This is a genomic window from Pseudomonas azerbaijanorientalis (genome assembly GCF_019139795.1).
Taxonomy (GTDB): domain Bacteria; phylum Pseudomonadota; class Gammaproteobacteria; order Pseudomonadales; family Pseudomonadaceae; genus Aquipseudomonas; species Aquipseudomonas laurylsulfatiphila.
In genome coordinates, this window is record NZ_CP077078.1 from 5,319,824 (window position 1) to 5,339,211 (window position 19,388).

The window sequence follows — 19,388 nt, forward strand, 5'->3', positions numbered from 1 at the left end:
CATGAGCCAGGCAGATTTCATCATCATCGGCGGCGGTATCGCCGGCGCTTCCACCGGTTTCTGGCTGTCGCAGCATGGCCGTGTGATCGTACTCGAACGCGAATCCCATCCGGCCTACCACTCCACCGGACGTTCGGCTGCCCTGTACACCGCCGCCTACGGCACCCCGCAGGTTCGCGCACTGACCCTGGCCAGCCGGGACTTTTTCGACAATCCGCCCAGCGGTTTCTGCGAACACCCGCTGCTGACGCCACGCGGCGAAATGACCGTGGATTTCACCGGCGACCCGGACGAACTGAACAGGCAATACCAGAGCGCGAAAGCCACGGTGCCGGAGATGCAATTGCTCAGCACCGACGAGGCCTGTGCGCTGGTACCTATCCTGCGCCGGGAAAAAGTCCACGGCGCGATCTACGATCCGACCGCCACCGACATCGACACCGATGCCCTGCATCAGGGATACCTGCGCGGCATCCGCCGCAATCAGGGCGAAGTCCACACCGACGCCGAAGTCGTCAGCCTGAGCCGCGATGACCAGGGTATCTGGCACGTCCAGACCGGCACTCAGACGTTCAGCGCCCCGGTCATCATCAACGCCGCCGGCGCCTGGGCCGACAGGATCGGCGAACTGGCCGGCGCAAGGCCCCTGGGCCTGCAACCGAAACGCCGCGCCGCGTTCATCTTCGCCGGCCCGGAGGGCGTGGACATCCATCATTGGCCAATGCTGGTAAGCCTCGACGAATCGTTCTACATGAAACCCGACGCCGGGATGTTCCTCGGTTCGCCGGCCAACGCCGACCCGGTGGAGCCCCATGACGTACAGCCTGAAGAGCTGGACATCGCCATGGGCATCTACCAGATCGAAGAAGCCACGACCCTGACCATTCGCCGCCCGACCCGCACCTGGGCCGGCCTGCGCAGCTTCGTCAGCGACGGCGATTTGCTGTCCGGTTTCGATCCACAGGTGCCAGGGCTGTTCTGGGTCGCGGCGCAAGGCGGGTATGGCATCCAGACTTCGCCGGCCATGGGCCAGGCCAGCGCCGCACTGGTGCGCGGTGCAGCGTTGCCCGAGTCGCTCGGCCGGTTTGGCCTGAATGCCGACATGCTCTCCCCTGCCCGCCTCGGCTGAGCCTGATCCTCAGGTGACGTGCCCCCACGATTACGGCACACTTTCAGCGCCCCTTTGATGGGGCGCTGACGCTGCCTGGAGTTCCACTGTATGAACGCCCCCGAAAAAGACTCGGCCCTGGACGACACTTCCCTGGATAACTTCCACGCGATCGCCGACGCCATCGCCACGTTGTTTTTCCCCCACGCCGAAGTGGTGCTGCACGACCTGCGCACGCAAAAGGTTGACTACATCGCCAACAACCTGTCCAAGCGGGAAATCGGCGACGATTCGGCGCTGGAAGACATGCTCAGCGACGATGTCAGCGAACGAAACATCGGGCCGTACGAAAAGCTCAATTGGGATGGCCAGAAGATTCGCAGCCTAAGCACGGTACTGCGCGACAGCGAAGGTCATCCGCTGGCGGTGCTGTGCATCAACCTGAATATTTCGCTGTTCGAGAATGCCAAGGCCGCTTTGGACCTGTTCCTGTCGCCGACCAAACTGATCCCGCAACCGGATGCACTGTTCCGCGATGACTGGCAGGAGCGGATCAACACCTTCCTCCACGCCTGGCTGCGCGAACGTCAGTTGAGCCTGAACCTGCTGACCCGCGACCACAAACGTGAGCTGGTGCTGGCGTTGCACGCCGAAGGCGCGTTCAAGGGCAAAAGCGCATCGAACTACGTGGCCAATGTGCTGAACATGGGCCGGGCGACGGTGTACAAGCATTTGAAGGAATTGAAGGGCTAGGCCCTGAGATTTGTATTGCTGGATCTGGCCGTTTCGCGAGCAAGCCCGCTCCCACACTGGCTCTGCGTCGAACACAAAATCTGTGTTTGAGGGAGATCCAATGTGGGAGCGGGCTTGCTCGCGAAAGCGGAATATCAGTCGCCGTAAATGTCGGACTTGAAGTACTTGTCCGAAATCTTCTGATACTCACCACTGGCACGAATGCCATCAATGGCCGTGTTCAGCTCGCTGACCAGTTCAGTGTTGCCCTTGCGCACGGCAATCCCGGCCCCCTCGCCCACATACTTCGGATCTTTCAGCTCCGGCCCGACAAAGGCATAACCCTTGCCACGCGGCATCGACAGGAAGTCATTGAGTGGAATGGTGTCGGCAAAAATCGCGTCGAGGCGACCAGCCGCCAGGTCCATGTAGATTTCTTCGTTGTTGCTGTAGCGCTTGACGTTGATGCCCTTGGGCTCGAACACCTCGGTAGCGTAACGGTCCGTGGTGGTGGCGCGCTGCACGCCGACGGTCTTGCCCTTGAGGCTGGCGTACTGGTCATCCACCACCGCGCCGTCCTTCATCACCAGGCGCGACGAGGTGAAATAGTACTTGTGGGTGAAGTCCACCGACTTCTTGCGGTCTTCGTTGATGGTCATGGACGACAGCGCCATGTCGATTTTCTTCACCTTCAGAGAAGGAATCAGACCGTCGAACTCGCCTTCGACCCACACACACTTGACCTTCATCTGCGCGCACAGGGCATTGCCGATGTCATAGTCGAAACCGACGATCTCTCCTTTGTCGGTTTTCGAAGCGAACGGTGGATACGCGGCTTCGATGCCGATGCGCAGGGTTTTCTCGGCGGCGAACACAGAACTGCACGCCAACAGGCTCAGGGCCAGACCGGTGATGAGGGGAAACTTCTTCATGTTCGTTTTCTCGCGGTTGTTGTTGGTTTGGCAAGACAGAAGAAAAAGCTGAAATGGGGTGGAAACTTTTTTGTACTTATAATTCCATCTTGGACTTTTATGTATTGGTCGTCAATCAGGCAAATGCAGCCCGTGCCGGCCGATGGTCGGGTGGTTTGTCAGGAAAGTTTTGGCTGCAACTGATGGCCTCTTCGCGAGCAAGCCCGCTCCCACAGGGATTGCGCTGTACCTGTGGGAGCGGGCTTGCTCGCGAAGGCTGACTTGAGAGCGCCGCAGGAGTTACTGCTTCCAGCGATCCGCCGCCGCATGATCGCTGTCACGCCCTTCCACCCAACGCGGCCCGTCGCTGGTGTTTTCCTTTTTCCAGAACGGCGCGCGGGTTTTCAGGTAATCCATGACAAAGGCGCAGGCGTCGAATGCCGCCTGGCGATGGGCGCTGGCCGCGCCGACGAAGACAATCGGCTCGCCCGGCTCCAGGGCGCCGATGCGGTGCAGCACTTCCAGTTTGAGCAGCGGCCAGCGCTGCTCCGCCTCGATGGCGATCTTGCCCAAGGCTTTTTCAGTCATGCCGGGATAGTGTTCGAGGAACATCCCGGCGACGTCCAGACCGTCATTGAAGTCGCGCACATAGCCGACAAAGCTCACCACCGCACCCACACCGACATTGGCGTCGTGCATGGCGTTGACCTCGGCGCCCGGATCGAACGGCGTGGACTGCACGCGAATGGCCATGGTTCAGCCTCCGGTCACGGTCGGGAAGAACGCCACTTCATCGCCCTCGCTGACCGGCTCGTCGAGCTGGCAGAGGTCTTCGTTACGGGCGCACATCAGGTTCTGCTCGCGCAATACCTCGGCACCGTCACGCAGGGCCAACAGGGCTCGGACATCGTCGACGGTGGCGAAGTTGCCTTCAACCTTCACCGAGTCCAGCCCCAGCGCTTCACGATAACGGGCGAAAAACTTCACGGTCACGTTCATGGCTGCTCCGCCTGGAAATGTCCGCTCTTGCCGCCGACCTTCTCCAGCAGACGCACGCTTTCGATGGTCATGCCGCGGTCCACGGCCTTGCACATGTCGTAGATGGTCAGCGCGGCGACACTGGCGGCGGTCAGGGCCTCCATCTCGACGCCGGTCTGCCCGGACAGCTTGCAGCGCGCCACGATGCGCACCGAATCGTCGCCTTCGGCACTGAGCTCGACCTTGACGCCGGTCAGCATCAGCGGATGGCACAGGGGAATCAGATCACTGGTTTTCTTCGCCGCCTGGATGCCGGCAATGCGCGCCACGGCAAACACATCACCCTTGGGGTGGCCGCCGCTGACGATCATCTGCAGGGTCTCGGGCAGCATGCGCACCAGCGCTTGGGCCGTCGCCTCACGGAACGTCACGGCTTTTTCAGTGACGTCGACCATGTTGGCGCGGCCTTGGGAATCGAGATGAGTCAGCACGGGATTACTCCTGATCAGGAGCGTCGATTGTAAACCTGTGGGTCAATTTTTCGCACGCACGATTGTCGGCCCACCACAAACCAATGTGGGAGCGGGCTTGCTCGCGAAAGCGGCAGGTCAGTCAATGCATGGGTGACTGATCCACCGCATTCGCGAGCAAGCCCGCTCCCACAGGTTTTTCATACTTCCACAAAAACCGGGCGGCTGTAGGGCCGCCCGGTTTCGGTGGACAATTACAAATGCGATTCGGCGTATTCGGCCAGGATCGAGCGTGGTACCCCTTGCAAGGTGATGTGCACCCCGTTCGGGAAGTCCTTGAAGCGTTCAGTGAGGTAGGTCAGCCCGGAGCTGGTCGCGGACAGGTAAGGGGTGTCGATCTGTGCCAGGTTGCCCAGGCACACCACTTTGGAACCGGCGCCGGCACGGGTGATGATGGTTTTCATCTGGTGCGGTGTGAGGTTCTGGCATTCGTCGATCAGGATCAGGCTCTGCTGGAAGCTGCGGCCCCGGATGTAGTTGAGGGATTTGAACTGCAACGGCACTTTGCTGAGGATGTAGTCGACGCTGCCATGGGTGCTTTCGTCATCCATGTGCAAGGCTTCGAGGTTGTCGGTGATGGCGCCCAGCCATGGCTCCATTTTTTCCGCCTCGGTGCCGGGCAGGAAGCCGATTTCCTGGTCCAGGCCCTGCACGCTGCGGGTGGCGATGATGCGGCGATAACGTTTGCTGACCATGGTCTGTTCGATCGCAGCGGCCAGCGCCAGGATGGTTTTACCCGAGCCTGCGGCACCCGACAGGTTGACCAGGTGGATGTCCGGATCGAGCAAGGCGTACAACGCCAGGCTCTGATAGATATCACGCGGTTTCAGGCCCCAGGCCTCCTGGTGCAGCAGCGGTTCCTGGTGCAGGTCGAGGATCAGCAAGCGGTCCTCTTCGATCTCCTTGATCCAGCCGACAAAGCCCTGTTCATCAATGATGAATTCATTGATGTGCACCGCCGGCAGGTTGTCGATCAACTGCACCTGATGCCAGGTGCGGCCGTGGTCCTGACGGGTTTCAACCTTGCTCACGCGGTCCCAGAAAGAGCCGGTCATGTTGTGGTAGCCATTGGGCAGCAAGGACACGTCATCGACCAGCTGGTCGGTGCTGTAGTCCTCGGCCGCGATCCCGCAGGCGCGCGCCTTGAGGCGCATGTTGATGTCTTTGGTGACCAGCACCACGGGCTTCTTCGGGTCGCGTGTGTGCAGATCGATCAGTTGATTGATGATTTTGTTGTCATTCAGGTGCTCGGGCAGAATCAGGTTCGGCTCGGCATGCTTGCTCATCAGAATTGACAGCAAACCCTTGGGTCCGCTTTTGCCACGCTGGATCGGCACACCCTGCTCGACGTCCTCGGGTGAGGCATCGCCCAGGGTCTTGTCGATCAGGCGGATGGCCTGGCGGCATTCGGCGGCAACGCTATGATGCCCGCTCTTGAGCTTGTCGAGCTCTTCAAGCACGGTCATCGGGATTGCGACGTGGTGTTCTTCGAAGTTGAGCAGCGCGTTTGGATCGTGAATCAATACGTTGGTATCGAGTACATAAAGGATTGGCTGGTTGGAAGAAGAGCTACGTCCGTGATCATCCATACTCGGTCACCTTTGTGGGAGCCATTCGACGCAATACCCTGACGGTGCTGCGCCTCGAAGTGACTGCCGAATACACCTGCGGGGACTCAAGTGTTTTGCCTGCATAGCTGGGTCTTGGGAGACGCCACCTGTGTTGCAGGTTTCGGCGGTCTGTCTTCGTAATACTCCAAAACGTGTGACAGAAAAAAGCACTTTGACGCTTTTTTGAAGTTTATTTTTCAGAGTGACCAATAACACTTGGCGGACTGCCATCACCCGTTTACAGTCGGAAGTCCACCTGCAACGAATCTCCGTCCAAAATCACAAAAAACCCAATGTTTACTGGGTTTGGCCGTTTCAGCGAAACGCATCCTGGCAATCCTCCCAACCGATCCCGACCGGCGCCGTTTGCGTGACCAGCCACGGCAACGCCGTTTTCACCCCATCCTGCTTCACATTGAAATTGATGACCCCATGCCGCCACAGCAGCATCAGGGTCAGCACCCGTTGCGCACTCGGGTTGCCCTTGAGTTTGCCGGCGCCGTCCTGGGCGTCGATGTCCCACAGCGCTACCTGCAAACCCTGAGCCTTGAAGAAGCCTTCGGCATCGGAACGGCGCTGGCCATCGGGCGGACGGAACAGTGGCACGAAGTTCTCCGGCAGTTTGCTTTTGACCAGTTCGGCGCTGCGGCGCACCGAGTCCTGCCAGTCCTGCCAGTGACTGTGGGAGCGAAATTCCCAGCCTTGCACGCCGATGCACTGGGTCGAGTAGGTCGCTTGCAGGTGACTCACCGATTGCTCGGCCAAACGGGACTGGATGTCCTTGCCGAGGACGAAGAACGTCCCGCTCATGTTCGACTTGCGCAGGTACTCGGTGACCCAGGTGGTATTGTCCGGCGCGGCGTTGGCTGCACTGTCGAAGGTCAGCAGAAACAGCCGGTCGTGCATCCCGTCGCCGGAGCGCTCATAGTCGCCAAAATGATCGACTTCGCTGCTGGTTTGCGGAAACAGGGCGGCCTTGCGCAATTGTTCGTCCAGGTACTGGGTGTGGAACACACGACTCGGTTCGGCCCACTTGATGTAGTAGCTGTCTGCACTGACCTGGAACTTGGCGGCTTGTTCGCGCAGGGTGGGCATGTCTTCGACCAGAAAACAGAACGACGCATCCTGGTCGCAACTCTGTTGGGCGTAGTTGTAGTTGGCCAGCAGCCGTTGCCACAGATGCTGGCGAACCCGGTTGACCGATTCCAGGTTGATCCTACGCAAGCCCAGGCGCTGGGCCATGGCGGGCTCGTCCAGCGCTTCGCTGGCCAACAGCACACTGGAAAACATGAGGATCTCGGCCCTCGACGCCACGTCGAACAGCGTTGGACTGACGAGTTTTTCTGGCCAGGTGCTGCGATCAAGCGTCGCCACATCGCCCGGTGCCGCGATGGCAGCGACGCTCAGTAGCCAGATCGAGATGAGAAAAGCGATACGCAATGGGATGTCTCCATAACAAAACCCGCGCGGCACTATAGCTGATCGCGGCCCTCATTCCCGCAGCAACCCCAATCTCCTGTGGGAGCGAGCTTGCTCGCGATGACGGTGCATCAGCCAACATCTTTTCCGAATGTCAGACCGCTATCGCGAGCAAGCTCGCTCCCACAGGGTTTGGTGCAAAGCCACCGGCCATCCACCTATGGACGCCATAGCTGGAGTCGACGCCGACAACCCCCTAGAATCGCCGCCACGATTAAAGGAGACGACTCATGCTGATGGTGATTTCACCCGCCAAGACCCTCGATTATGAAACACCGCCGGCGACCCAGCGCTTCACCCAGCCGCAGTACCTCGACCACTCCCAGGAGCTGATCCTGCAGTTGCGCGAGTTGTCCCCGGCACAGATCAGCGAATTGATGCACGTTTCCGACAAGATCGGCGGGCTCAACGCCGCGCGCTTCGGCAGCTGGACGCCCGCGTTCACCCCGGAAAACGCCAAGCAGGCGCTGCTGGCCTTCAAGGGCGATGTGTACACAGGCCTGAATGCACAAACCTTCAGCGAAGCCGATTTTGACTATGCCCAGCAGCATCTGCGCATGTTGTCCGGCCTGTACGGCCTGCTGCGTCCACTGGACCTGATGCAACCCTATCGGCTGGAAATGGGCACCAAATTGCCCAACGCCCGGGGCAAGGACCTGTATGCCTTCTGGGGTACACGCATCAGCGAATGGCTGAACGAAGCGCTGGTCGATCAAGGCGATGACGTGCTGCTCAACCTGGCGTCCAACGAGTATTTCTCGGCGGTCAAACGCAACGCCTTGAACGCACGCATCATCAATACCGAGTTCAAGGACCTGAAGAACGGCCAGTACAAGATCATCAGTTTCTACGCGAAAAAGGCTCGCGGCTTGATGAGCCGCTTCGTCATCGAAGAACGCATCAACGATCCGGCCACCCTCAAGCAATTCGACGTTCAAGGCTATCGCTACAGCGCTGAACAGTCCAAACCGGACAACCTGGTGTTTCTGCGCGATCACGCACCAGAGTGATGCAGCCGGTCGGCGCATGAGCGAACAACCCCTCATGCGCTGCCCATTGATCGTCCGACAATTCCCCCTCTAATCGCCAACCTATTGGCGTCAAAAAACCATTAATCATTTCCTAACTTTAGTTTCACTCGACTTCAATCATTTTTTTGCGTAGTGGCACTGACTTTTTTTAACAGTAGTGGCAAAAAACTATCCGACCCAATTATCAGCCTATATATCAAGGGCCAAACGGCAAGTGCTATCAATATGAGAGCAGTGCCATCTTTCTCAATATTTCAAGAAATTTCAGATTTCACGATGAGCGGACTGGAACTATGTCCAAACGTGCCGTTCATACCACTGGTAACGATTCTCGCCGTGCCTGTACGAGATAACTTACGCAGATAAGCGATTCTTGTAGCCAAGTTGCAATACTAACTTGCGCTGACTAATCACTGATTTGAGCAACTGCAAGCGGACAGGAGATAACGCAGCATGACTATCCCCTACAAGGCCACGGCTGTGCCCCTATAAACGTGCTCACCCGAGCACCCAACCGCTTGATCTACGGGCTTCCGGCCTGAGATCGAGCGTGCAAGGCCGTTGCACCTGCATCCTTCGAAAGGAGGATCGGCTGCATAACAGGGCAAATCATAACAACAAGGCCTAGTTGCGCACCCCTTGAGTGCATTTATTTAGACACTCGTAACTTATATGCCAGCACACGGCATTGCTGCGCCTGTAAGGCGCACTTGCGAGTGCACTAAAACACGCTGAACACCATTAACTCCGGCCATCTAAATGGCTTGATCAATACAGAGGTAATTGCGATGCGCATCAGCATATTTGGTTTGGGTTACGTTGGCGCAGTATGTGCCGGTTGCCTGTCTGCACGGGGTCATGACGTCGTTGGCGTCGATGTGGCCAAAGACAAGATCGATATGATCAATGCCGGCAAATCGCCGATTGTTGAACCAGGCCTGGGCGAACTTCTGGCCCAGGGCATCCAGACCGGTCGCCTGCGTGGCACCACCAACTTCGCCGAGGCGATTCGCGACACCGACCTGTCGATGATCTGCGTGGGCACGCCGAGCAAAAAGAACGGCGACCTGGAACTGAACTACATCGAGGCAGTGTGCCGCGAAATCGGTTTTGTCCTGCGTGACAAGACCACCCGCCACACCATCGTCGTGCGCAGCACCGTGTTGCCGGGCACCGTGGCCAACGTGGTCATCCCGATTCTCGAAGACTGCTCCGGCAAGAAGGCCGGTGTTGATTTCGGCGTGGCCGTGAACCCTGAGTTCCTGCGCGAAAGCACCGCCATCGCCGACTACGACCAGCCGCCAATGACCGTCATCGGCGAGTTCGACAAAGCGTCCGGTGACGTTCTGCAATCGCTGTACGAAGAACTCGACGCGCCGATCATCCGCAAGGACATCGCGGTCGCCGAGATGATCAAGTACACCTGCAACGTGTGGCACGCCACCAAGGTCACCTTCGCCAACGAAATCGGCAACATCGCCAAGGCGGTCGGCGTCGACGGTCGCGAAGTGATGGACGTGGTCTGCCAGGACAAGACCCTCAACCTGTCCCAGTACTACATGCGCCCGGGCTTCGCCTTCGGCGGCTCGTGCCTGCCAAAGGACGTGCGTGCACTGACCTACCGCGCAAGCTCCCTGGACGTGGAAGCGCCATTGCTCAACTCGCTGATGCGCAGCAACGAATCCCAGGTGCAGAACGCTTTCGACATCGTTTCCAGCCACGACAAACGCAAAGTCGCCCTGCTGGGCCTGAGCTTCAAGGCCGGTACCGACGACCTGCGCGAAAGCCCGCTGGTTGACCTGGCGGAAATGCTGATCGGCAAGGGCTACGACCTGAGCATCTACGACAGCAACGTCGAGTACGCCCGCGTTCACGGTGCCAACAAGGACTACATCGAGTCGAAGATCCCGCACGTCTCGTCCTTGCTCAACGCCGACTTCGACGCGGTGATCAACAACTCCGACGTGATCATCCTCGGCAACCGTGACGAGAAATTCCGTGCCCTGGTGCAGGACGTTCCACACGGCAAGCAGGTGATCGACCTGGTGGGCTTCATGTCCAAGGCCACCAGCGTCAACGGTCGCACCGAAGGCATCTGCTGGTAAGCCCCTTGTAGGAGCGAGCTTGCTCGCGATGCACCTGAGAACACCGCTGGGTATCAGATACCCAGCGTCATCGTTGGCGACCATCGCGAGCAAGCTCGCTCCTACAGGTTTGTACGCCTGCGTTAACCCGAGATCTAGACGGATGCAGATTATGCACAGGCTAAAGCACGGCCTACTCCAGGCCGCCGGTTGGCTGTTCTACCTGAGTTTACTGATGGGCCTCGCCATGGCGTTGCCCCTGTCCACGTTCGACTCCGAGTCGAAGGACTTCATTTTCCTGATTGGCGCCGTGGGTATCTGGCGCTACTCGATGGGTGCCACGCACTTTGTGCGCGGCATGATTTTTCTGTACATCGTCTACCCGCACCTGCGGCGCAAAGTGCGCAAGCTGGGCAAAGCGGCTGACCCGTCCCATGTGTTTCTGATGGTCACCAGCTTTCGTATCGATGCGCTGACCACTGCGCAGGTCTACAGCTCGGTGATCCGCGAAGCCATCGACTGCGACCTGCCGACCACCGTGGTCTGCTCCATCGTGGAAATGTCCGATGAGCTGCTGGTCAAAAGCCTGTGGAACCGGATGAACCCACCGGCCCGGGTCAAGCTCGACTTCGTGCGCATTCCCGGCACCGGCAAGCGCGATGGCCTGGCCTACGGCTTCCGCGCCATCTCCCGGCACCTGCCGGACGATCGCGCCGTGGTCGCAGTGATCGATGGTGACACCGTGCTCGGCGAAGGCGTAGTGCGCAAGACCGTGCCGTGGTTCCAGTTGTTCGGAAACGTCGGCGGCCTGACCACCAACGAATTCTGCGAAGTGCGCGGCGGCTACATCATGAGCGAATGGCACAAGCTGCGTTTCGCCCAGCGCCACATCAACATGTGCTCGATGGCCCTGTCCAAGCGCGTGCTGACCATGACCGGGCGCATGTCGGTGTTCCGCGCCACCGTGGTCACCAACCCGGAATTCATCGCCGACGTGGAAAGCGACTCGCTGCAACACTGGCGCCTGGGTCGCTTCAAATTCCTTACCGGCGATGACAAGTCGAGCTGGTTCAGCCTGATGCGCCTGGGCTACGACACGTTCTACGTGCCCGACGCGGCGATCAACACCGTTGAACACCCGCCGGAAAAGAGCTTCATCAAGGCCAGTCGCAAACTGATGTTCCGCTGGTACGGCAACAACCTGCGGCAGAACTCCCGTGCCCTGGGCCTGGGGATCAAACGCCTCGGCATGTTCACTTCGGTGGTGCTGTTCGACCAGCGCGTGTCGATGTGGACCTCGCTGCTGGGCCTTACCGTGGCGCTGATCGCCAGCTTCAAGTACGGCACCGCGTTCATCCTGGTGTACCTGCTGTGGATCGGCATCACCCGGTTCATCCTGACCTTGTTGCTGTCGTGCTCCGGACACCGGATCGGCCCGGCCTACCCGGCGATTCTCTATTACAACCAGATCGTCGGCGCGCTGGTGAAGATCTACGTGTTCTTCCGCCTCGACCAACAGTCCTGGACTCGCCAACCCACTTCTCTGACCCGTGATCTCGCCAGCTTTCAACGTTGGTTCAACACCTGGTCGTCTCGGACCATGACCTTCTCTGCCGGCAGCATTTTTGTCGCCGTGCTGCTGTTGATGGTCTGACCGCCCCCTTATTGAATTAACCAGGAAATCGCCCTTATGAATACCGCCGTCAACGCCAACGTAGTGCACGAATCCGAAGCCCAGCGCCAACACGCCCGCGTGAAAATCCCGGCCAAGTTGCGCTTCTTCGGCCCTGACCGGACACCGGTCGAAGCCCGGGTGATCGACCTTTCCGCCGGTGGCCTGGCGTTCAACGCCGGCCAGTTGCCGCTGAAAATTGGCGATGTGTACAAGGCCCGCCTGCAATTCGTCATCGACAACCTCGGCCTGGCCATGGACGTCGAGTTGCAGGTCCGCTCCTTCGACCGCGAAACCGGACGTGCCGGCTGCCAGTTCCAGAACCTGGAACCACGGGACATCTCGACCCTGCGCCACCTGATCACTTCGCACCTGGCTGGCGACATCGTCAGCGTGGGTGAAATGCTGGCGACTCTGCAGCGCGACAACTTCACCAAGGCACGCAAGGTCAAGGACGGTGGCCATGGCATGTCCGCGTTCGGACGCCTGAAAGCCGTGACATTCAGCCTGGGGATCTTCGCTGTCGGCCTGGCCGCCTTCGGTTTTGTTTTCAAATCGGTGTACGGCATGTACTTCGTCAGCCATGCCCAGGCCGGACTGGTCAGCGTGCCGGGCGTGAACATCACCATGCCTCGCGACGGTACCGTACAGAGCCTGGTGAAAGCCGACGGCGTAGCCGCCAAGGGCGCACCGCTGGCGACTTTCAGCACCAGCATGCTCGACGTGCTCAAGGGCCATCTGGACGAAGACCAACTGCAACCGGCCAAGGTTGCAGAACTGTTCGGCAAGCAGATGACCGGCACCCTGACCTCGCCTTGCGATTGCACCGTGGCCCAGCAAATGGTCGCCGACGGTCAGTACGCCAGCAAGGGCGACGTGATCTTCCAACTGGTCCCGCGGGGCGGCGAAGCCAATGTTGAAGCGCGCTTCTCCTATCGCCAGTTCGGCGACGTACGCCCGGGTGCTTCGGTGCGCTTCCAGATCGCCGGCGAAGACAAGAGCCGCACCGGCAAGATCGTCAGCAGCACCAGCCTGAAAAGCGCCGACCTGTCCTCGGACATCCGCGTGCTGATCCAGCCGGACGAAACCCTGGACAGCGCCCTCGCCGGCCGCCCGGTGGAAGTCAGCAGCGACCGTGGCCCGAACCTGAACTGGCTGATCGACAAAGCCATGGCTGTCGGTCTTTAAGTCGAGGATATGCCTGTGACTACTCCAAATTTTCTGAACACACCACATCCCCTGTGGGAGCGAGCTTGCTCGCGAATGCGGTTTAGCATTCAGAATCAATGCTTGCTGACACACCGCTTTCGCGAGCAAGCCCGCTCCCACATGGGCTCGCTGTGTGCCGTGGCATTGGCGGTGAGCCTCGCCGGTTGCGCCGGCCTCCCCGACCAGCGCCTGGCCAACGAAGCGCTCAAGCGCGGCGATACCGCCACCGCTGCGGCGAACTACCGACAACTGGCAGACCTGGGCTACAGCGAAGCACAGGTCGGCCTGGCCGATATCCAGGTCGACAGCCATGACCCGGCGCAGATGAAACAGGCCGAGGCGACTTACCGCGCCGCGGCCAGCGTTTCGCCGCGCGCCCAGGCACGCCTCGGTCGCCTGCTGGTGGCCAAGCCCGGTTCCACCGAAGCCGAGCAGCACGAGGCCGAAACCCTGTTGAAAAAAGCCGCCGCCGCGGGCGAAGGCAACACGCTGATTCCGCTGGCGATGCTGTACCTGCAATACCCGCACAGCTTTCCCAACGTGAATGCCCAGCAGCAGATCAGCCAATGGCGTGCCGAGAACAAGCCGGAAGCCGGCTTGGCGCAAGTGCTGCTCTATCGCACCCAGGGCACCTACGACCAGCATCTGGATGACGTGGAAAAGATCTGCAAGGGCGCGCTCAACACCAGCGACATCTGCTACGTCGAACTGGCCACGGTCTACCAGAAACAAGCCAAGCCAGAGCAACAGGCCGAGCTGATCAAGCAGATGCAAGCGGCTCACGCTCGCGGCACCGTGTCCGCGCAACGGGTCGACAGCGTCGCCCGTGTGCTCGCCGATGCGACCCTGGGCAAGACCGACGAGAAGACCGCGCAATCGCTGCTCGAACCGATCGCACCCGGCTACCCGGCGTCGTGGGTCACCCTGGCGCAGTTGATCTACGACTTCCCCGAACTGGGCGACGTCGACCAGATGATGAAGTACCTGGACAACGGCCGCGCCGCCGACCAGCCACGCGCCGAACTGTTGCTGGGCAAGCTCTACTACGAAGGCAAGATGGTCCCGGCCGACGCCAAGGTCGCCGAAGAACACTTCCAGAAAGCCGTCGGCCGCGAAGTCGCCGCCGATTACTACCTCGGCCAGATCTACCGCCGTGGCTACCTGGGCAAGGTCTATCCGCAGAAGGCGCTGGATCACCTGTTGACCGCTGCGCGCAACGGCCAGAACAGCGCCGACTTCGCCATCGCCCAGCTGTTTTCCCAAGGCAAAGGCACCAAGCCCGACCCGCTCAACGCGTACGTCTTCAGCCAATTGGCCAAGGCGCAGAACACCCCGCAAGCCACTGAGCTTGCACAAACACTCGAAGCGCAACTGCCACCTGCGCAGCTGGCCGAGGCCCAGCGCCTGTTGAAACAGGAACAGGCGGTTCGCGGCAACTTGAGCCAGAACACGCTGCAAATGCATGCCCTGCAAGAAGAAGATGGCGAGGAATCCCTATGAAGTTGAATCCATTCATGAAGGCCGGCATCGGCCTGACGTTCGCGCTGATCTGGTCTTGCCCGACACTGGCAGCGATGACTGAAGAAACCAAGAACTTCGGCCTGGACGTGAAAATCACCGGCCAGTCCGAAGACGACCGTGACCTCGGCACCCAGCGCGGCGGCGACGTCAACGGCGTCGGCCTTGACCTGCGCCCGTGGGTGTATGGCGAAAGCGGCGCGTGGAGCGCTTACGCCATGGGTCAGGCGGTGACGTCCACCGACATCATCGAGACCGACACACTGCAAGAGTCCGAAGGCACCGAGAACACCAGCAACAATGACCGCAAAACCAAGAAGAACTACCTGGCGATGCGCGAATTCTGGGTCGGCTACAGGGGTTTCACGCCCTACCCCGGCGAGATCCTGAAATTCGGTCGTCAGCGTCTGCACAACGACGACGGTCAATGGCGCGATACCAACATCGAAGCCCTGAACTGGACCTTCGACACCACCTTGTTGCGCGCCAACGCCGGTGTCGCCGAGCGCTTCAGCGAGTACCGCACTGACCTGAAAGAACTGTCCCCCAAGGACAAGGATCGCCTGCACGCCTACGCCGATGCCGAATACCAATGGACACCGGGTCACTGGGCCGGCATTCGCGGTCACCACACTCACGATGACGGCAAGCTCGACTATCCGGAACCGGGCGTACCTTCCGATTCGCTGGACAAAAAACAGAATGGCGACATCAGCTGGCTGGGCTTGCAGGCCAACAGCGATGCCTACAACTGGCGCAACACCAATACCGTCAACTACTGGGGCAGCATCACCGGCATGAGTGGCGACCGCGACACGGTCAACCCGCTGAACGCTGATGGCACCGCCCCCGCACAACCCAAGAGCAGCGGCAATGTCGATGGCTGGGCCACCGACCTGGGCGTGCGCCTGCGCCTCGATCCGCAATGGCAAGTCGGTGCGGCCTACGCCCGGGCCAGCGCCGATTACGAACAGAACGGCCTGGAAAGCAACCGCTCGAACTACACCGGTACACGTTCACGCGTGCACCGTTTCGGCGAAGCCTTCCGTGGCGAAATGAACAACATGCAATCGGCCACGCTGTTCGGTTCGTGGATGCTCAACGACGAGTACGACGCCAGCCTGATCTACCACAAATTCTGGCGCGTCGACGGCAACAAGCCGATCACCAGCGACGGCATCGATGCCGTGCAGAACAACACCGACGACGTGACCGGCGCCGTGTTGTCCAGCACCTCCCTGCCGCTGAACGATGGCGAAAAAGACCTTGGCCAGGAAATGGATCTGGTCGTCACCAAGTACTTCAAGCAAGGCCTGTTGCCAGCGGCGTTGAGCCAGAAGATCGATGAACCTTCGGCCCTGGTGCGGTTCCGTGGCGGTGTGTTCAAGCCCGGCGACGCCTATGGCAAAGAAGTCGATTCGTACATGCATCGCGCGTTCATCGACGTGGTCTGGAAATTCTGATGCAGAGCGCGAAGGGAGTCCTCGACATGAACAGTGCCAAGAAAGGTTCCTTGACCTTGCTGGCCGGCGCGATGCTACTGGCAAGTGCGGCAGCCTTCGCGACTGTGGAGCCGGCTGCCCCCGCCAAGCCGGCCACTGTTGCCAAGGAACTGCAACATGCCAAGACCTACACCGTCAGCAGCGCGCCGACCGCGCCGCTGGAACTGGCCAAGCCGACGCTGCCGGACGTCTCGGGCTACACCGCCGAGGCCATCGCGAAAAAAATCGTGCGCAGCAAGGTCGGTAAAGTCAGCCTGCGCCGGATGATGCAGGAAGACGCCCTGAAGGACTTCATCGGTGGCGACAACAAGATGGCCGAGTGGGTGGTGCGTCAGCACGGCATCCCGCAGGCGATCTTCGTCGACGACGGCTACATGAACCTCAAGGACGTGGCGAAGAAACTGCCGAAGTACGTCATCGAAACGTCACCGGGCGTGTACCTCGCCAGGCTGCCGATCGTGGTCGGTCGTCACGGCATCCTCGAAATCGACAAACAGACCCAGGAACTGCGCCTGTCCCAGGAGGGCGGTGCGTTCCTGGTCAACGACGGTCAGTTGTTCGTACGCGATACCAAAATCACTGGCTGGCGCGAAAAGGACAACGGCCCGGCGACGTTCAATTCGCCGAAGGAATTCCGTCCGTTCCTGCTGTCCTGGGGCGGCACCGAGACCTACATCGCCAACAGCAAGATCGCCAGTTTCGGCTATGCCAACAGTAAGTCCTACGGCGTGAGTATTTCCCAGTACACGCCGAACATGGCCAAGGTGCTCAAGCGTCCTGAGCCGACCGGCTGGATCGTCGGCTCCGAGTTCTCGGACATGTGGTACGGCTTCTACTGCTATGAGACCCGCGACTTCGTGGTCAAGGGCAACACCTACAAAGACAACATCGTCTACGGTATCGACCCGCACGACCGTTCCCACGGCCTGATCATTGCCGACAACACGGTCTACGGGACCAAGAAGAAGCACGGGATCATTATTTCCCGTGAGGTCAACGACAGCTTCATTTTCAACAACCGCAGTTACGACAACAAGTTGTCGGGCCTGGTGATCGACCGTAACAGCGTGAACAACCTGATCGCCTACAACGAGATCTACCAGAACCACACCGACGGCATCACTCTCTACGAGAGTGCCGACAACCTGCTGTGGGGCAACAAGGTGATCAGCAACCGTCGCCACGGCATCCGCATTCGTAACAGCGTGAACATTCGCCTGTACGAAAACGTCGCCATGGCCAACGGGCTGACCGGCGTCTACGGCCACATCAAGGACCTGAGCAACACCGACCGTGACATCAAGCTCGACCCGTTCGACGCCCAGGTGTCGCTGATCGTGGTCGGCGGTGAGCTGGCGGCCAACGGCAGCGGCCCGCTGTCCATCGACTCGCCGCTGAGTGTCGAGTTGTATCGCGTGTCCATGCTCGCCCCGACCAAATCCAGCGGTATCAGCTTCACCGGCATCCTTGGCGAGCGTCAGGATGAAATTCTCGACCTGCTGGTGCGCCAGCAGAAAGCCGTGCTGATCGACCCCGTCGAACGCCAGACCGAAATGCAGGACTGAGGATAATCTTATGCACCCACACTTGATCAAATTACTCAGCCTGTCGGCCCTGACCGCCGGCATTCTCGCGGCCAGCACTGGCGCGCGTGCCGATGAAGTTCAAGCGCCCAAGTTCAGCGCCGAACCGTGCTGCAGCCTGTGCCCGGCGGCGCACGATGCGAAGAACTACACCACCCGCTATCAGCAGAACTTCACCACGCTGGTACAGGCCCAGGGCGACTGGCTGTTCCGTACGCAGGAAGACTTGCGCACCGAATTCGACACCACGCCCGCCGGCTACAAACGCATGAAGCAATTGCACGATGCGTTCAAGAGCAAAGGCGTGGAACTGGTTGTCGTGTACCAGCCGACCCGTGGCCTGGTGAACCGCAACAAGCTCAACCCGGCGGAGAAAGCCAGCTTCGACTTCGACAAGGCGCTGAGAAACTACAAGACCATGCTGGGCCGTTTCGCGCAGATGGGCTACGTCGTTCCGGACCTGTCGCCGCTGGCCGACGAGTCGCTACCCGAGACCCTGCCCGCCCACGACTTCTACTTCCACGGCGACCAGCACTGGACCCCGTACGGTGCCCAGCGCACGGCGAAAATCGTCGCCGAGAAGGTCAAGCAATTGCCTGAATACGCCGACATTCCCAAGCGCGAATTCGAGACCAAAAAGTCGGGTCGCATGGGCAAGACCGGAACGTTGCACAACATGGCCGGTCAACTCTGTGGCACCAGCTACGCGATCCAGTACATGGATCAGTTCATCACCGAGCCGAAGGGCGAAGCGGGCGATGGCGATCTGTTCGGCGATTCCGGCAATCCGCAAATCACCCTCGTGGGTACCTCCCACAGTGGCAAGAACTACAACTTCGCCGGTTTCCTCGAAGAGGCCATCGGCGCCGACATTCTCAACGTAGCGTTCCCCGGCGGCGGCCTGGAAGGTTCGATGCTGCAGTACCTGGGCAGCGATGAGTTCCAGAAGAACCCGCCGAAGATTCTCATCTGGGAATTCTCGCCGCTGTACCGCCTCGACCAGGAAACCATCTACCGCCAGATGATGGCGCTGCTGGACAACGGTTGCGAAGGCAAGGATGCACAGATGTCCGGCAGCGCCACGCTCAAGCCGGGCAAAAACGAATTGATGGTCAACAGCAAGAACATGGACCTGCGCAACGCTAGCCACCAGGTCGACATCCGCTTCGCCGATACGTCGGTGAAAACCCTGCAAGCCACCCTCTGGTACATGAACGGTCGCCACGAGGACATCAAGATCGAAAAACCGGAAACCTCCGAGACTGACGGGCGTTTCGCTTTCGAGTTGCGCACGGACGAAGACTGGGCCTCGCAGAACCTGCTGGCCGTTGAAGTCCAGGGCCCCGAAGCCGGTGCCGCGCCTCAGAAAGTCGAAGCGAAAATCTGCAAACGCAACGTATTCCCGAGCGCCGAGCAGCGTACTGCTTCGGTCGGGCAATGA

Annotated in this window: 16 protein-coding genes; 10 read left to right on the forward strand and 6 right to left on the reverse strand. The window is 59.9% G+C overall.

What is annotated here, in order from left to right; translation table 11 throughout:
- Position 1 precedes the first annotated feature (1 nt).
- On the forward strand, positions 2 to 1,129 hold the full coding sequence (locus KSS91_RS23800) for an NAD(P)/FAD-dependent oxidoreductase (RefSeq protein ID WP_217836304.1): 1,128 nt from the start codon (positions 2 to 4) through the stop codon (positions 1,127 to 1,129).
- 90 nt (positions 1,130 to 1,219) lie between these two features.
- Positions 1,220 to 1,861: a helix-turn-helix transcriptional regulator gene (locus KSS91_RS23805; protein ID WP_007972668.1), complete on the forward strand. Its 642-nt coding sequence runs from the start codon at positions 1,220 to 1,222 to the stop codon at positions 1,859 to 1,861.
- 134 nt (positions 1,862 to 1,995) lie between these two features.
- On the opposite strand, the gene KSS91_RS23810 is transcribed toward KSS91_RS23805, so the two are convergent.
- From KSS91_RS23810 to KSS91_RS23835, 6 genes are all read right to left on the reverse strand, one after another.
- Positions 1,996 to 2,772, reverse strand: a complete 777-nt coding sequence (locus KSS91_RS23810) for an ABC transporter substrate-binding protein (protein WP_015096730.1) — start codon at positions 2,770 to 2,772, stop codon at positions 1,996 to 1,998.
- Positions 2,773 to 3,051: 279 nt separating this feature from the next.
- Positions 3,052 to 3,504 (reverse strand): molybdopterin synthase catalytic subunit MoaE, encoded by a 453-nt coding sequence (moaE, locus tag KSS91_RS23815; protein WP_015096731.1) that lies wholly within the window; start codon positions 3,502 to 3,504, stop codon positions 3,052 to 3,054.
- A gap of 3 nt (positions 3,505 to 3,507) precedes the next feature.
- On the reverse strand, positions 3,508 to 3,750 hold the full coding sequence (locus KSS91_RS23820; RefSeq protein WP_217836305.1) for a MoaD/ThiS family protein: 243 nt from the start codon (positions 3,748 to 3,750) through the stop codon (positions 3,508 to 3,510).
- A complete protein-coding gene (gene moaC, locus KSS91_RS23825; protein ID WP_007972660.1) occupies positions 3,747 to 4,220 on the reverse strand; it encodes a cyclic pyranopterin monophosphate synthase MoaC in 474 nt (157 codons plus the stop codon). The genes KSS91_RS23820 and moaC overlap by 4 nt, the downstream gene beginning before the upstream one ends.
- 233 nt (positions 4,221 to 4,453) lie before the next feature.
- The gene (locus tag KSS91_RS23830) at positions 4,454 to 5,848 is read right to left on the reverse strand and encodes a PhoH family protein (RefSeq protein WP_007972659.1); all 1,395 of its coding nucleotides are present in this window, start codon (positions 5,846 to 5,848) and stop codon (positions 4,454 to 4,456) included.
- 336 nt (positions 5,849 to 6,184) lie between these two features.
- Positions 6,185 to 7,309 carry a polysaccharide deacetylase family protein gene (locus KSS91_RS23835; protein ID WP_217836306.1) on the reverse strand — a complete coding sequence of 375 codons (1,125 nt, stop codon included), beginning with the start codon at positions 7,307 to 7,309 and terminating at the stop codon, positions 6,185 to 6,187.
- Between the two features lie 269 nt (positions 7,310 to 7,578).
- Between KSS91_RS23835 and yaaA the strand changes: the two genes are divergently transcribed.
- From yaaA to KSS91_RS23875, 8 genes are all read left to right on the forward strand, one after another.
- Positions 7,579 to 8,358: a peroxide stress protein YaaA gene (gene yaaA, locus KSS91_RS23840; RefSeq protein WP_095965506.1), complete on the forward strand. Its 780-nt coding sequence runs from the start codon at positions 7,579 to 7,581 to the stop codon at positions 8,356 to 8,358.
- A gap of 809 nt (positions 8,359 to 9,167) precedes the next feature.
- Positions 9,168 to 10,484 (forward strand): nucleotide sugar dehydrogenase, encoded by a 1,317-nt coding sequence (locus tag KSS91_RS23845; protein WP_015096735.1) that lies wholly within the window; start codon positions 9,168 to 9,170, stop codon positions 10,482 to 10,484.
- A 151-nt stretch (positions 10,485 to 10,635) separates the two neighbouring features.
- Entirely contained in the window at positions 10,636 to 12,117 is a 1,482-nt protein-coding gene (gene alg8 / locus KSS91_RS23850; protein ID WP_437179711.1) for a mannuronan synthase, read from the forward strand.
- A gap of 36 nt (positions 12,118 to 12,153) precedes the next feature.
- A complete protein-coding gene (locus KSS91_RS23855; RefSeq protein ID WP_217836307.1) occupies positions 12,154 to 13,323 on the forward strand; it encodes an alginate biosynthesis protein Alg44 in 1,170 nt (389 codons plus the stop codon).
- A 15-nt stretch (positions 13,324 to 13,338) separates the two neighbouring features.
- Positions 13,339 to 14,844, forward strand: coding sequence for an alginate biosynthesis TPR repeat lipoprotein AlgK (algK, locus tag KSS91_RS23860; protein WP_302469720.1), 1,506 nt, complete (start codon positions 13,339 to 13,341; stop codon positions 14,842 to 14,844).
- A complete protein-coding gene (locus tag KSS91_RS23865) occupies positions 14,841 to 16,325 on the forward strand; it encodes an alginate export family protein (RefSeq protein WP_217836308.1) in 1,485 nt (494 codons plus the stop codon). Before algK ends, KSS91_RS23865 begins: the two co-directional genes overlap by 4 nt.
- 26 nt (positions 16,326 to 16,351) lie before the next feature.
- Entirely contained in the window at positions 16,352 to 17,929 is a 1,578-nt protein-coding gene (algG, locus tag KSS91_RS23870; RefSeq protein WP_217836309.1) for a mannuronan 5-epimerase AlgG, read from the forward strand.
- A gap of 10 nt (positions 17,930 to 17,939) precedes the next feature.
- The gene (locus tag KSS91_RS23875) at positions 17,940 to 19,388 is read left to right on the forward strand and encodes an alginate O-acetyltransferase (protein WP_217836310.1); all 1,449 of its coding nucleotides are present in this window, start codon (positions 17,940 to 17,942) and stop codon (positions 19,386 to 19,388) included.

Excerpts from the sequence above, each read along its gene's own strand:
- KSS91_RS23800 (WP_217836304.1), top strand. The coding sequence starts at position 2 with ATGAGCCAGGCAGATTTCATCATCATCGGCGGCGGTATCGCCGGCGCT.
- KSS91_RS23805 (WP_007972668.1), top strand. The coding sequence starts at position 1,220 with ATGAACGCCCCCGAAAAAGACTCGGCCCTGGACGACACTTCCCTGGAT.
- KSS91_RS23810 (WP_015096730.1), bottom strand. The coding sequence starts at position 2,772 with ATGAAGAAGTTTCCCCTCATCACCGGTCTGGCCCTGAGCCTGTTGGCG.
- moaE (WP_015096731.1), bottom strand. The coding sequence starts at position 3,504 with ATGGCCATTCGCGTGCAGTCCACGCCGTTCGATCCGGGCGCCGAGGTC.
- KSS91_RS23820 (WP_217836305.1), bottom strand. The coding sequence starts at position 3,750 with ATGAACGTGACCGTGAAGTTTTTCGCCCGTTATCGTGAAGCGCTGGGG.
- KSS91_RS23830 (WP_007972659.1), bottom strand. The coding sequence starts at position 5,848 with ATGGATGATCACGGACGTAGCTCTTCTTCCAACCAGCCAATCCTTTAT.
- yaaA (WP_095965506.1), top strand. The coding sequence starts at position 7,579 with ATGCTGATGGTGATTTCACCCGCCAAGACCCTCGATTATGAAACACCG.
- KSS91_RS23845 (WP_015096735.1), top strand. The coding sequence starts at position 9,168 with ATGCGCATCAGCATATTTGGTTTGGGTTACGTTGGCGCAGTATGTGCC.
- alg8 (WP_437179711.1), top strand. The coding sequence starts at position 10,636 with ATGCACAGGCTAAAGCACGGCCTACTCCAGGCCGCCGGTTGGCTGTTC.
- KSS91_RS23855 (WP_217836307.1), top strand. The coding sequence starts at position 12,154 with ATGAATACCGCCGTCAACGCCAACGTAGTGCACGAATCCGAAGCCCAG.
- KSS91_RS23865 (WP_217836308.1), top strand. The coding sequence starts at position 14,841 with ATGAAGTTGAATCCATTCATGAAGGCCGGCATCGGCCTGACGTTCGCG.
- algG (WP_217836309.1), top strand. The coding sequence starts at position 16,352 with ATGAACAGTGCCAAGAAAGGTTCCTTGACCTTGCTGGCCGGCGCGATG.
- KSS91_RS23875 (WP_217836310.1), top strand. The coding sequence starts at position 17,940 with ATGCACCCACACTTGATCAAATTACTCAGCCTGTCGGCCCTGACCGCC.